Below are 12,532 nucleotides of genomic sequence, written 5' to 3'. Positions count from 1 at the left end.
CGCATTCGTATGCTGGCCGTATGACCCCTAGCCCTCAGCGCCCCGAGGACCGCCCGGGCCGAGCACACGCCGACAGCCTGATCCGTTTCCTCACCGACTCGCCCACGCCGTACCACGCGGTGCGCAGCGCTGCCGAGTTGCTGGAGAAGGCCGGCTTCCGGCAGCTCGACGAGACCGGCTCCTGGACGGCCGCACACTCCGAGGACGGCGCCCACGGCCAGCAGGGCGGCGGCCCGGGAAGCCCCCGGGGGCAGGGCCACTACGTGCTGCGCGGCGGCGCCCTGATCGCCTGGTACGTCCCCGCCGGCGCCGAACCCTCCACCCCCTACCGCATCATCGGCGCCCACACCGACTCCCCCAACCTGCGGGTCAAGCCCGTGCCGGACACGGGCGGCGGGGGCTGGCGGCAGATCGCCGTGGAGATCTACGGCGGAACGCTGCTCAACACCTGGCTCGACCGGGACCTCGGCCTCGCCGGGCGGCTCACCCTGCGCGACGGCTCGACGCGCCTCGTGCACATCGACCGTCCGCTGCTCCGCGTCCCCCAGCTCGCCATCCATCTGGACCGGCAGGTCAACGAGGGCCTGAAGCTGGACCGCCAGCGCCACATGACCCCGGTGTGGGGTCTCGGCACCCCCGGCGAGGGGGACGTCGTCCGCTACGTCGCCGAGGAGGCGGGCGTGCCCGCCGGGGACGTCACCGGCTGGGACCTGATGGCGCACAGCGTGGAGCCGCCCGCGTACCTGGGCCACGACCAGGAGCTGCTGGCGGGACCCCGCATGGACAACCTGCTGTCCGTCCACGCGGGCGCCACGGCGCTGGCGGCGGCCGCCGCGCGGGACGACCTGACCGCGATCCCCGTGCTGGCCGCCTTCGACCACGAGGAGAACGGCAGCCAGTCCGACACGGGCGCCGACGGGCCGCTGCTCGGCGGGGTGCTGGAGCGCTCCGTCTTCGCCCGCGGCGGTACGTACGAAGACCGGGCGCGCGCCTACGCGGGAAGCGTCTGCCTCTCCTCCGACACCGGGCACGCGGTGCACCCCAACTACCCGGAGCGCCACGACCCGGGACACCACCCGATGCCGAACGGCGGGCCGATCCTCAAGGTGAACGTCAACCAGCGCTACGCGACGGACGGTTCGGGGCGGGCGGTCTTCGCCTCGGCCTGCGAGCGGGCCGGCGTGCCGTGGCAGTCGTTCGTCTCCAACAACGCGATGCCCTGCGGAACGACGATCGGCCCCATCACAGCCGCGCGGCACGGCATCTCGACGGTCGACATCGGAGTGGCCATCCTCTCGATGCACTCGGCACGCGAACTGTGCGGCGCGGAGGACCCGTTCCTGCTCGCGCAGTGCATGGACGGCTTCCTGACGGCCCCTTGACGCCATCGGGCGCCGACCCCGCGCCGGGGGCGACGGCGTCGAGGCTGAGGGCCCCGCGGTCGCCACCGGTCGCCACCCGCACCGCCGTCAACGTCCCTGCCGCAGAACGCGGTTGACGCCGCCGCGGGACGTCCGTGACCCCGCCGCTGAATGACGGGCCAGCACCCGGGTACCCGCAACCCGTACGAGAGCAGGGCAATCGCCAACCGGAGGCAGGAATCCATGGGCATCGTCTTCTGCATCGGCATGCTGGCCGTGGGGGCCATCCTCACCTTGGCCGTCGACTGGAACACAGACGTCGTGAACCTCGATGTGGTGGGTCTCGTCCTGATGGCCGCCGGTCTGATCGGCCTCTCCGTCTACGTGAGCATCTTCAAGCGCCGCAAGACGCAGCCGCCGTCCCCGGCGGCGCCGGTGGTCGTCGAGGAGGAGCGCCACCATCTGCGCTGAGACGGGACGGGTGCACGGAGCACAGCGAGAGCACGCCGCACTGACGGCGTGAGCACCGACGGCGCCGCGGCACGCGGCGCGGAAAGCGGGTGAAGACGGCCCGCGGGGCCCGGGACGGACCCCGCGGGCCGTTGCCGTGCCGGACCGCACCCGGCGGCCGGTACGGGCGGCCGGGGCAGGCGTCCGCTCGCGCGGCCCTGTCCGGCGTCCCCGAACCAACCGGCCCGGACCGGCCGTTCCCGGACTAGCCGTCGAGACCCTGGTCGTCGAGGCCCGCGAGCACCAGCGGCAGCCTGGCCGTCCCCGCCCCGGTGACCCGTACCGGCACGCCCCAGTCCTGCTGGTGCATGTGGCACGCCGGGTACTCCTCCGGCTCCCCGTCCGAGGCGTCCGGATCGTCGCACGACGCCGCCGCGGCCGAGACGTGCAGCACGCCCTCGCGCACGTGCTCCGACAGCCGGAGCACGCGTCCCAGATCGGTGCCCGTCCCGGCGCCCTCCGCCAGCAGCTCCTCGGGCGTGGAGCTGACGACGAGCCTCGTCGACGGCCCGTAGCGGTCGTCCAGCTTCTGGCCGCGCGGCGCCTCGAAGACGACGTCCAGCAGCACCTCGCCCGGGGCCACTTCGGTGGCGGACCGCTGCGTGCGATGGGCCACCGGCTCCACGCGAACCGCCTCCTCGGGCAGGCGGAGCCGGGTGAGCCGGTGCCGTGCGGACTCCACGACGACGATGTCCCCGCCGCCGGCCGCCACCGCGTCCGAGGGCTCCCGCAAGTCCGTGGCGAGCGTGCTGACTTCGCCGCTCCGCGGGTCGTAGCGGCGCAGCGCGTTGTTGTAGGTGTCGCTGATCACGACGCTCCCCCCGGGCAGCGCCGTCACCCCCAACGGGTGCTGGAGCAGGGCCTCTTCGGCGGGCCCGTCCCGGTGGCCGAAGTCGAAGAGGCCGGTCCCCACCGCCGTGCGCACCGTATATGCGCCCTCGGCACCGTCCGCCTTCTCCAGCACGCGCAGCGCGCTCGTCTCCGAGTCGGCGATCCACAGCCGCTCGCCGTCCGCCGACGCCGACAGCCCTGACGGCTGCGCGAACCACGCCTCCGCCGCAGGCCCGTCCGCGAGGCCCTCGCCGGCCGTTCCCGCCTCCATCCGCACGGTGCCCTGCCCGTCGCCGTCCGCGGGCGGGACGTACGTCCACAGCTGGTGCACGCCCGCCATCGCGATCCACAGCCGCCCGTCGAACCACGCCAGGTCCCAGGGCGAGGAGAGCGAGACCTCACGTGCGGACCCGGACGTCTCGGCACCCTTCCACCACTGCTCGCCCGTCCCTGCGAGCGTGCTGACGGAGCCCGTCGCCAAGTCGCAGGCGCGCAGCGCGTGGTTCACGGTGTCGGCGACGACGACGGTGCGGCCGTCCGGCATCAGCGCGAGGCCCTGCGGCTCGCTGAACCGGGCGCTGTCCGGGCCGCCGTCCCGCATACCGCGTTCGCCCGTCCCGATGCGGCGCAGCACCGTCTCACCGTCCGCGTCCAGCTCGACGAGCTGGTGCCGGGTGGTGTCCGAGACCAGGAAGCCGCCGCCGTCCTCGCCCGCTTCCCGGGGGGTGGCGCCGCCGGGCAGGCGCAGAACCTTGCCGGGGAAGCGCAGCGTCGTCGGCTCGGGCTCCGGCGGCACGTACGGGGCGTCGCCCCGCCGCAGCGTCCCCTTCGCCTCGTGCTCGCGCTCGAGCTGCGAGACGAGCGCCTCCACGGCGTGCGCGTGGCCCTCGCCGGCGTGCTGCGCCACCACGTACCCCTCGGGGTCGACGACCACCAGCGTCGGCCAGGCGCGCACCGCGTACTGCCGCCACGTCGCGAGCTCCGGGTCGTCCAGCACCGGATGCTCGACCTGGTAGCGCTCGACCGCGTCGGCGACGGCCCGCGGCTCGGCCTCGTGGGCGAACTTCGGCGAGTGGACGCCGACGACCACGAGGGTGTCGCGGTGCCGCGCCTCCAGCTCGCGCAGCTCGTCCAGGACGTGCAGGCAGTTCACGCAGCAGAACGTCCAGAAGTCGAGCAGTACGATGCGACCCCGCAGATCCGCGAGGGCCGGCGCGGCCCCGCCGGTGTTCAGCCAGGCACGACCTTGCAGCTCAGGGGCGCGGACGCGGGCGCTTCTCGTCATGGCACCAGGGTCTCACCGTCGAATTCGTGCCCCACCCCCGGTACGGGACCACGGGACGCGCGGAACGCCGGGCTGCGCGAACTGCCCGCCTGCTCACCCCCGTTCGCGAATCAGAAGAGCCCCTCCCTGGCACACCATTCGGCGAAGCCCCCCGGCCTGAAAGGGAGCCGATACTGGCCCTCCAGCAGGTCGTCTGCCAGCGCGGAGACCAACGGCACAGTGAGAAGTCCAGCGTGGATCGCATCGCACAGCAGACCCAGAGTGCGACGCAGTGTGACGGGTCGGCCCCGCGCTGCCTCCACAGCCACTCGATCGTCGATGACCGCCACGGCGTCCGGCAGCGTCTCGGCCAACGCGAGTACGCCGCACTCGCCCATGTTGCGGCCATCCGGACCGACCAGCCGCCGCTCGTAGTGCACGAACGCGGATAACTGGGAGGGCGTTTCGAGTGAGACCGTCTCTATCCAGTCGGCTTCGAGTACAGAGCGCAAGTGCTGATGGCGTTCGGTCCCGTTGCGCAACTCGTCCGCGACCACGTCGGGGATCAGCACCCGGTGATCCTTCAGAACGACCTTGAGAACCCCGAGCCACTGAGCGTGCGCGAAGTGACTGAGCGGACCCGTGTCCAGCACGTACACGGCCGGCGCCTCGGTCACGAGGTCACTTCCCAGATCTCCGTCTCCGGCGCCGGCGGCAGACTGGGGAGTTCGTCCTCATCGAAGCTGCCGCGGAGCAGCCCCAAGGCCCGGTCAGCGGTGATCACTTCGCCGCGGTACAACTTCAGCACCGCCTGCTCGTAGGGGCGCGGCAGTGCCACCGGAGCGAGTTCGTCCCGGACGACGAGGTTCTTCTCCACGATGTCGGCCTGCTTGGTCTGAACACGGCGGATGTCGTCCGCCCGGCGCCGGTCCACCGCTCCGACCTCGGACAGCCTGCGCGCCAGGGTCGCCATGTCCGCTCCGTAGTGACTGGCGGCACGTACCGCGGCATCACGCCACGTCTCGTCCGTGATGGCCAGCCACTCCGTCCAGCGCTCCCGGAGATCCTCGGCCGGCAGGAGCAGCGCTCGGGCGAAGCGGTCCAGCCTGGACTCGATCCCCGTCGCCTCCGCCGCGGCGACCCGCCAGTCCAGGGAGAACTCGTCGGCGACGAGATAGTGCCCCAGCTCGTGGGCGGCAGCGAGCCGGCGACGACCCACCCGCCAATGCCCGTTGATGAGACAGACGCCGCCCCGCCGCAACAGCACCGTGCCGGCGTCCGCGCCTTCATCGAGGTCCATGGCGAACACCAGCAGCCCGATGCCCGCGAGCAAGCCGGAGAGGTCGTGCGCCGGCTGCCCCGGCTCCAGGCCGAGAAGGCGGCGGGCCGAGACGGCGAGCTTCTCGGCCTCTTCTGCTGTGGCCGGGTACGGCAGGGGTTCCGGCTGCCCCGCGACCAGCCCGGGACAGCGCGACGTGACGAACTCGGCATCGCGGACCAGCGAGTCCAGGTTCGTGTCGATGGCCTGCACGGCCACCCCCGGGTGTGCTCCGCGGTAGGAGACGAGCGCGGGCGGTGCTTCGTCGACGAACCACTCCACCCGCCGCCCCAGCTCACGCGCGATCGCCACGAGCTCGACAGCGGCCACTCGGCGAGTGCCGGACTCGACCTTCGCCAGCGCCGTACGGTCCATGGCGATGGAGGCAGCCAGCTGCGCCTGGGTGACTCCGCATTCCGACCTGGCCTCGGCTACGCGCGCCCCGATCTCCATGTGTGCGAATTTAGCACAGCCCCCCGGAGCACCCAACCCCGGTCACTCTGCGTACTCATGCCTGACGCATGGAGCCGGTCGGACATCCGGTGCCGCCCCCCACGTCCGACGGATGCGCTCCGGGGGGTTCTTCGCCGAGCCGCCGCGGGAGATGCTGGAGCCGCCACGCGAACGGGAGTCGACGGTGCACGAGAGCGCGTACGTCCGGCCGCGGTCCGGCGCGTCCTCCGCGGCCGTGCCGGGCCCCACCGAGCCGGGGGCGGTACCGCTGCCGGAGCTTCCGCAGCCGGCACCACCCGGGCCGGAGCCCGCGCCGTGGCCCTGGCCGGAGGATCCGGAGCCGGAGGACCCGGACGGAGCGGGGGACTGACGTACGCCGGGCCCGGCTCGCCGGTTCCCGCCCACTCGCCGTGCGCATTCCGCCGCACTCTGGGAAGGCGTAGTCCATGAGATACCTCGTACGGGAACGCGTCTTCGGCATCGGCGACGACTTCTGGATCGACGACGAGCACGGGAAGCAGGCCTTCCTCGTCGACGGGAAAGCGCTGCGCGTGCGGCAGACCTTCGAACTCAAGGACCCCGACGGCGAAGTGGTCGCCGTCATCCGCCGGAAGATGATCAGCCTCTGGGAGACGATGGAGGTGGAACGCGGTGGAAAGGCGCTGGCGACGGTGCGCAAGAAGAGGTTCACGCCCCTCCGCCACCGGTTCCGCGCCCGCCTCGCGGACGGCACGACGCTGACCGTCCACGGGAACGTGCTGGACAAGGAGTACGACATCGAGGCCGAGGGGCACCGGCTCGCCCGCATCTCCCGCAAGTGGTTCCGGGTGCGGGACACCTACGCGGTGGACGTGCGCCGGCCGGACGCCGACGTGCCGCTGCTGCTCTCCCTCGCGGTCTGCATCGAGGCGCTGACGAGCGGCGACTGACGGCGGCGGGCTCCGCTCTCAACTCCCGTTCCGGCGAGGCGAATCGACCGCCTCGCCCGCTTCCGTCCGCTTCTGGCCCGAACAGGCGCGCACAGTACCATCGGCGGTGCATTGGAGCGGGTCGATTGGGCCTAGCATCGTCACCGGAAACCACTGCCGCCCTGCCCGCGCGCAGCGTAACTTGAGAGCACCGCATCCAGACCGCGAACGTCCGTAACGCCCGAGGGGTCTCGTGACCGACCACCCAAGTCTGCAGCCATACGTCGACGCCTGGACCGAGTCCGTCGAAGCGATATCCGAGCTGGTGAGGCCGCTCGCCGAGGGTGAGTGGAACCGGCGGACCGCCTGCCCCGGGTGGTCGGTGCGGGACGTGGTCTCCCACATCATCGGCATGGAGTGCGAACTCCTGGGCGACCCGCGGCCGATCCACACCCTGCCCCGCGATCTCTACCACGTCGTGGACGAGCCGAGCAGGCACATGGAGATCCAGGTCGACGTACGGCGGCACCACACCGGTCCCGAGATGACGAGCGAGCTGGAGTACACGATCATCCGGCGCTCGCGGCAGCTCCGGAACGAGAAGCGCGGGCCGGACGCCGAGGTGCGCGACATCATGCCGGGCGGCGGGAAGGTCACTCTCGAACACCAGCTGCGGGTGCGGGCGTTCGACGTGTGGGTGCACGAGCAGGATCTCCGCCGGGCGCTGGGCAAGCCCGGCAACCTCGATTCGGCGGGGGCGGGCATCGCACGCGACCTGATGCTGGCCGGCCTTCCGAAGGTCGTCGCGAAGAAGGCGGGCGCACCGCCGAACACGGCGGTGGTCTTCGACGTCGGCGGGCCGGTCGAGTTCATGCGCACCGTCAGGGTCGACGCCGACGGCCGCGGCACCGTCGACGGCAGTCCGTCGCTCGGCCCCGCGGTCACGTTCTCCCTCGACTGGGAGACGTATCTGCGGCTCGCGGCCGGGCGCGTCCGCCCTGACACCGTCGCGGACCAGGTGAAGATCGAGGGCGACACCAAGCTCGCCAAGGCCATCCTGGAGAACTTCGCGGTCACACCGTGACGGACCATCCCATCGGCAACTGACGGGCCACCGGCGGCAGTCGGTCCCCGTACGGCGGCGGCACCCGCGGGGGTGCCGCCGCCGCTGCCGTACCGGGCGCGCGTACGCGCCGCCACTCACACCGGCACGTGGACCGCCTCGACCCGGCTGGCCACGACGCGCTCACGCTCACGCCGGTGGGCACGCGGGCGCAGCCGCAGGATCTGCCACACGCCGAGCGCCTCCAGCACGAAGACGCAGGAGAAGGCGACCGTGAAGTCCCCGCCGGTGAGGTCGAGCAGGACACCGACCGCGAGCAGCGTCGACATCGAGGCGGTGAAGCCGCCCATGTTCACGATCCCCGACGCCGTGCCCTGCCGCTGCGGCGGATTGGCGGGACGCGCGAAGTCGAAGCCGATCATCGACGCCGGGCCGCATGCCCCCAGCACCGCGCAGAGCGTCACCAGCAGCCACGCCGGCGCATGCCCGGGCCAGAGCAGCACGGCCGCCCAGACGCCGGCCGTCGCCGCCACCGTGCCCAGGGCCAGCGGTGCGCGGGCGGCGTGGTGCCGGGCGATCACCTGCCCGTAGACCAGCCCGATGCACATGTTGGACAGCACGACGAGCGTGAGCAGTTCGCCCGCGGCGGCGCGGGTCAGGCCCTGCCCCTCGACGAGGAACGGCATCCCCCACAGCAGCAGAAAGACCATGCCGGGGAACTGCGTGGTGAAGTGGACCCACATGCCGAGCCGGGTCCCGGGCTCCCGCCACGCCTGCTGGATCTGCCTGCGTACGTATCCGCTGCCCGGCTGCGGTGCGGGCGGCGGCGCGTGCCCCGCCGGATGGTCCTTGAGGAAGACCACCACGAGCACCAGTATCAGCACGCCGCCGAGGGCGCTGGCCGCGAAGGTGGGCGTCCAGCCGAAGACGCCGAGGACCCTGGCCAGTACGAGCGTGGTGACCAGGTTGCCGGCCATGCCGATCAGCCCCGCCACCTGCGCGATGATCGGGCCGCGCTTCGCCGGGAACCAGCGTGAGCCGAGCCTGAGCACGCTGATGAACGTCATGGCGTCGCCGCATCCGAGCAGGGCACGGCAGGCGAGCGCCGCCACGTACGACTCGGAGAAGGCGAAGCCGAACTGGCCCGCGGTGAAGAGCACGACGCCGAGCGTCAGCACCTTCTTCGTGCCGAGCCTGTCGACGAGCAGCCCGACCGGTATCTGCATGCCCGCGTAGACGAGCAGTTGCAGGATCGAGAAGGTGGAGAGCGCCGAGGCGTTGATGTCGAAGCGTTCGCTCGCGTCGAGCGCGGCGACGCCGAGGCTCGTGCGGTAGGTGATCGCGACGAAGTAGACGGTGACGCCCAGGCCCCAGACCGCCACGGCGCGGGAGCCGCCGGGCGGGTCCTGGTGGACCGGCGGGACGTCCGGTGAGGTGGCACCGCTCACCGGACGTCACCGTGGACCAGGTGCCGCACCCACGTGACGTGGCGGCGCACGGCGTCCGCCGCGGCGTCCGCGTCGCCCGCCCGCACCGCCTCCATGATCACCGCGTGTTCGGCGATGCTCTTGGCGATCCTGTCGGGCTGCGCGTGCATCATCGCGACGCCCATCCGCAACTGCCGGTCGCGGAGCTGGTCGTAGAGCCGGGTGAGGATCTCGTTGCCCGTGCTCCGCACGATCTCGGCGTGGAAGCAGCGGTCGCTCACCGCGAACGCCGTGAGGTCGCCGGACTCGGCGTGCGCGCTCTGCTCCTCGAGCAGCTCCTCCAGCCGGCCGATCAGCCCCGCGTGCACCGGGTCGGACGACTTCCGCACCGCGTGCTGCTCCACCAGGAGCCGCGTCTCGACGACGTCGGTGATCTCCTGCGCCGAGACGGGCAGCACGAGCGCGCCCTTCTTGGGGTAGAGCTTGAGCAGCCCCTCGACCTCCAGGCGCAGCAGCGCCTCCCGCACAGGCGTGCGCGAGACGCCCACGGCCTGGGCGAGTTCGCCTTCCGTGAGCAGCATCCCGCCCTCGTAGCGGCGGTCGAGAACGGCCTGCTTGACGTAGGTGTAGACACGCTCGGCGGCGGGCGGCTGCCGGAGCGGACCTGCGGGGACGTCGACGGAAACGGACATGTGCACACCTTAGATACAACACAGATGCGTACGTCGTCCGCGTCCGCGATCTGGACCAGCACGGCCGCCCGGCCCCTGCCGTCCACCGCTGTCCGCTACCCGGGCTGTCCGTACGGCCCCCCGTCGCCGTACGGACAGCCGGGGCGGCACGACCGGACGTCAGGGCGCCGGGCCGGTGCGGGGCACCGGCCCGGTCGCGCTCAGGTCCAGGTCATCAGCCGCCTGGGGTGCTCCAGCACTGCCGCGACGTCCGCCAGCAGCTTGGACCCCAGCTCGCCGTCGACGAGGCGGTGGTCGAAGGAGAGCGCGAGCGTCGTGACGTCGCGCGGCTTGACCTTGCCCTTGTGCACCCACGGCTGCTGCCGCACCTGCCCGAAGGCGAGGATCGCGGACTCCCCGGGGTTGAGGATGGGCGTGCCCGTGTCGACGCCGAAGACGCCGACGTTGGTGATCGTCACCGTGCCGCCCTGCATGGCCGCCGGGCTGGTCTTCCCCTCACGTGCGGTGGCGACCAACTCGCCCAGCGCCTCGGCGAGTTCGGGCAGCGTCTTGGCGTGGGCGTCCTTGATGTTGGGGACCACCAGACCGCGCGGCGTCGCCGCCGCGATCCCCAGGTTCACGTAGTGCTTCTGCACGATCTCCTGGTTGGCCTCGTCCCACGACGCGTTGGCCTCCGGGTGGCGGCGCAGCGCCACCAGGAACGCCTTGGCGACCATCAGCAGCGGATTGACGCGGAGTCCCTGCATGTCCGGATCCTGCTTCAGCTCGCGGACGAGCTTCATCGTCCGCGTCACGTCCACCGTCACGAACTCCGTGACGTGCGGAGCGGTGAAGGCGCTGTTGACCATCGCCTGCGCCGTCGCCTTGCGTACGCCGCGGACCGGGATCCGGGTCTCGCGTGCGTCCCCTGCGACGGGCGCCGCTTCCGCACCCGCGTCATGGGCCGCGGGGGCACCGGCGGCCACCGGCTCCCGCGACGCCGGCCGCGCCGGGGCGGGTGCCGCCGCCGCGTGGACGTCCTCGCGCGTGATGACACCGCCGGGACCGGTCGGTATCACCGTCGTGAGATCGATGCCCAGGTCCTTGGCCAGCTTCCGCACGGGCGGCTTGGCCAGCGGCCGCCCCTCGGCAGCGGAGCCGTTCGACGCCGTGCCGTGGGCGGCTTCCGCGGCCGGTTCCGGTGCCGCGACCGGTTCCGGTGCCGCGGCAGGGACGGACGCGGCCTCGCCGTGCCCGTTCAGTTCGCGCTGCGGGGCCCCCTGTCCGGACGGCTGCTTCCGCGGCCTGCGCCGGGTCGGCGACTCGGCCACGCCGTAGCCGACCAGCACCGGCTGCCGCTTCTCGCCGCCGCCGGCGCCGTCGGCCGGGCCCTCGGCCGCGGGCGGCGTGGAGGGGGCCTGCGCGGGGACCGCGCCCGCGGGCGCCCCGCCGTCCAGCGGTCCGGCGGACGGGTCGGTGTCCACGGCGATGATCGCCGTGCCGACGTCCACCGTCGTGCCTTCCTCGAAGCGCAGTTCGTGCACGGAACCGTTGAAGGGGATGGGCAGTTCGACCGCTGCCTTGGCCGTCTCGACCTCGCAGACGACCTGGCCGTCCGTGACGGTGTCACCGGCCTGGACGTACCACTTGAGGATCTCCGCCTCCGTCAGCCCCTCGCCCACATCGGGCATCTTGAACTCGCGGATGCGGGTGGCGCTCTCAGTCATCGTCACGACTCTCCTCAGTACGCCAGGGCGCGGTCGACGGCATCGAGCACCCGGTCCAGCCCCGGAAGGTACTCGTCCTCCAGCCGGGCCGGCGGATACGGCGCGTGGAACCCGCCCACACGCAGCACCGGGGCCTCCAGATGGTAGAAGCACCGCTCCGTGATCCTGGCGGCCACCTCCGAGCCGGTCCCCAGGAAGACAGGCGCCTCGTGCACGACCACAAGCCTGCCGGTCTTCTCGACGGACTTCTGGAGAGTGTCGAAGTCGATGGGCGACATGGAGCGCATGTCGACGACCTCGAGGGAACGGCCCTCCTCCTGTGCCGCGGCCGCGGCCTCCAGGCACGTCTTCACCATGGGCCCGTAGGCCGCCAGCGTCACGTCGCCGCCCTCACGCGCGACGTGTGCCGCGTGCAGCGGGGCGGGGATCGCGGTGACGTCCACCTCGCCCTTGTCCCAGTAGCGGCGCTTCGGCTCGAAGAAGACGACCGGGTCGTCGCTCTCGATGGCCTGGCGCATCATCCAGTACGCGTCGGCCGCGTTCGACGGGGAGACGCACTTGAGCCCGGCGACGTGCGCGAACAGCGCCTCCGGCGACTCGCTGTGGTGCTCGACCGCGCCGATGCCGCCCGCGTACGGGATGCGGATCACGACGGGCAGCTTGATCTTGCCCAGGGCACGGGCGTGCATCTTCGCGAGCTGCGTGACGATCTGGTCGTACGCGGGGAAGACGAACCCGTCGAACTGGATCTCCACGACCGGCCGGTAGCCGCGCAGCGCGAGGCCGATGGCCGTGCCGACGATGCCGGACTCGGCGAGCGGGGTGTCGATGACCCGCTGCTCCCCGAAGTCCTTCTGCAGACCGTCGGTGATGCGGAAGACGCCGCCGAGCTTGCCGACGTCCTCCCCCATGATCAGGACCTTGGGGTCGTTCTCCATCGCGAAGCGCAGCGACTCGTTGAGCGCCTTGGCGATGGGCATCTTGCGCACGTCCGCGGAG

Annotated in this window: 12 protein-coding genes; 5 read left to right on the top strand and 7 right to left on the bottom strand. The window is 72.2% G+C overall.

Going from position 1 to position 12,532, the window contains the following annotated elements; translation table 11 throughout:
* The first annotated feature begins 20 nt into the window (after window positions 1-20).
* Together H181DRAFT_RS08820 and H181DRAFT_RS08815 are read left to right on the top strand one after the other, a co-directional pair.
* Window positions 21-1,382 carry a M18 family aminopeptidase gene (locus tag H181DRAFT_RS08820; protein ID WP_045863720.1) on the top strand — a complete coding sequence of 454 codons (1,362 nt, stop codon included), beginning with the start codon at window positions 21-23 and terminating at the stop codon, window positions 1,380-1,382.
* A 150-nt stretch (window positions 1,383-1,532) separates the two neighbouring features.
* Window positions 1,533-1,832, top strand: coding sequence for a hypothetical protein (locus H181DRAFT_RS08815; protein WP_368073258.1), 300 nt, complete (start codon window positions 1,533-1,535; stop codon window positions 1,830-1,832).
* A 244-nt stretch (window positions 1,833-2,076) separates the two neighbouring features.
* On the opposite strand, the gene H181DRAFT_RS08810 is transcribed toward H181DRAFT_RS08815, so the two are convergent.
* The 3 genes from H181DRAFT_RS08810 to H181DRAFT_RS08800 all read right to left on the bottom strand — a co-directional run bounded on the left by H181DRAFT_RS08810 (window position 2,077) and on the right by H181DRAFT_RS08800 (window position 5,737).
* Window positions 2,077-3,987 carry an NHL domain-containing thioredoxin family protein gene (locus H181DRAFT_RS08810; protein ID WP_045863718.1) on the bottom strand — a complete coding sequence of 637 codons (1,911 nt, stop codon included), beginning with the start codon at window positions 3,985-3,987 and terminating at the stop codon, window positions 2,077-2,079.
* Window positions 3,988-4,097: 110 nt separating this feature from the next.
* Entirely contained in the window at window positions 4,098-4,643 is a 546-nt protein-coding gene (locus H181DRAFT_RS08805; protein WP_045863717.1) for a PIN domain-containing protein, read from the bottom strand.
* On the bottom strand, window positions 4,640-5,737 hold the full coding sequence (locus H181DRAFT_RS08800; RefSeq protein WP_045863716.1) for a helix-turn-helix domain-containing protein: 1,098 nt from the start codon (window positions 5,735-5,737) through the stop codon (window positions 4,640-4,642). The genes H181DRAFT_RS08805 and H181DRAFT_RS08800 overlap by 4 nt, the downstream gene beginning before the upstream one ends.
* 112 nt (window positions 5,738-5,849) lie before the next feature.
* On the opposite strand from H181DRAFT_RS08800, the gene H181DRAFT_RS08795 reads away from it, so the two are divergent.
* From H181DRAFT_RS08795 to H181DRAFT_RS08785, 3 genes are all read left to right on the top strand, one after another.
* Window positions 5,850-6,107: a hypothetical protein gene (locus tag H181DRAFT_RS08795; protein WP_045863715.1), complete on the top strand. Its 258-nt coding sequence runs from the start codon at window positions 5,850-5,852 to the stop codon at window positions 6,105-6,107.
* A 76-nt stretch (window positions 6,108-6,183) separates the two neighbouring features.
* Complete coding sequence (locus H181DRAFT_RS08790) at window positions 6,184-6,666, top strand: LURP-one-related/scramblase family protein (protein WP_045863714.1); 483 nt, start codon at window positions 6,184-6,186, stop codon at window positions 6,664-6,666.
* A 232-nt stretch (window positions 6,667-6,898) separates the two neighbouring features.
* Complete coding sequence (locus H181DRAFT_RS08785; RefSeq protein WP_045863713.1) at window positions 6,899-7,729, top strand: maleylpyruvate isomerase family mycothiol-dependent enzyme; 831 nt, start codon at window positions 6,899-6,901, stop codon at window positions 7,727-7,729.
* Between the two features lie 116 nt (window positions 7,730-7,845).
* Here H181DRAFT_RS08785 and H181DRAFT_RS08780 read toward each other — a convergent pair whose 3' ends face one another.
* From H181DRAFT_RS08780 to H181DRAFT_RS08765, 4 genes are all read right to left on the bottom strand, one after another.
* Window positions 7,846-9,156, bottom strand: a complete 1,311-nt coding sequence (locus H181DRAFT_RS08780; protein ID WP_045863712.1) for an MFS transporter — start codon at window positions 9,154-9,156, stop codon at window positions 7,846-7,848.
* On the bottom strand, window positions 9,153-9,827 hold the full coding sequence (locus tag H181DRAFT_RS08775; RefSeq protein WP_045863711.1) for a GntR family transcriptional regulator: 675 nt from the start codon (window positions 9,825-9,827) through the stop codon (window positions 9,153-9,155). Before H181DRAFT_RS08775 ends, H181DRAFT_RS08780 begins: the two co-directional genes overlap by 4 nt.
* 200 nt (window positions 9,828-10,027) lie before the next feature.
* On the bottom strand, window positions 10,028-11,533 hold the full coding sequence (locus H181DRAFT_RS08770) for a dihydrolipoamide acetyltransferase family protein (protein ID WP_045863965.1): 1,506 nt from the start codon (window positions 11,531-11,533) through the stop codon (window positions 10,028-10,030).
* A gap of 14 nt (window positions 11,534-11,547) precedes the next feature.
* On the bottom strand, window positions 11,548-12,513 hold the full coding sequence (locus H181DRAFT_RS08765; protein WP_045863964.1) for an alpha-ketoacid dehydrogenase subunit beta: 966 nt from the start codon (window positions 12,511-12,513) through the stop codon (window positions 11,548-11,550).
* Window positions 12,514-12,532 lie beyond the last annotated feature (19 nt).

Source organism: Streptomyces sp. WMMB 714 (genome assembly GCF_900090125.1).
GTDB classification, from domain to species: domain Bacteria; phylum Actinomycetota; class Actinomycetes; order Streptomycetales; family Streptomycetaceae; genus Streptomyces; species Streptomyces daqingensis.
The sequence above is the reverse complement of the archived record's forward strand: the minus strand, read 5'-3'. Positions and strand labels throughout refer to the sequence as shown.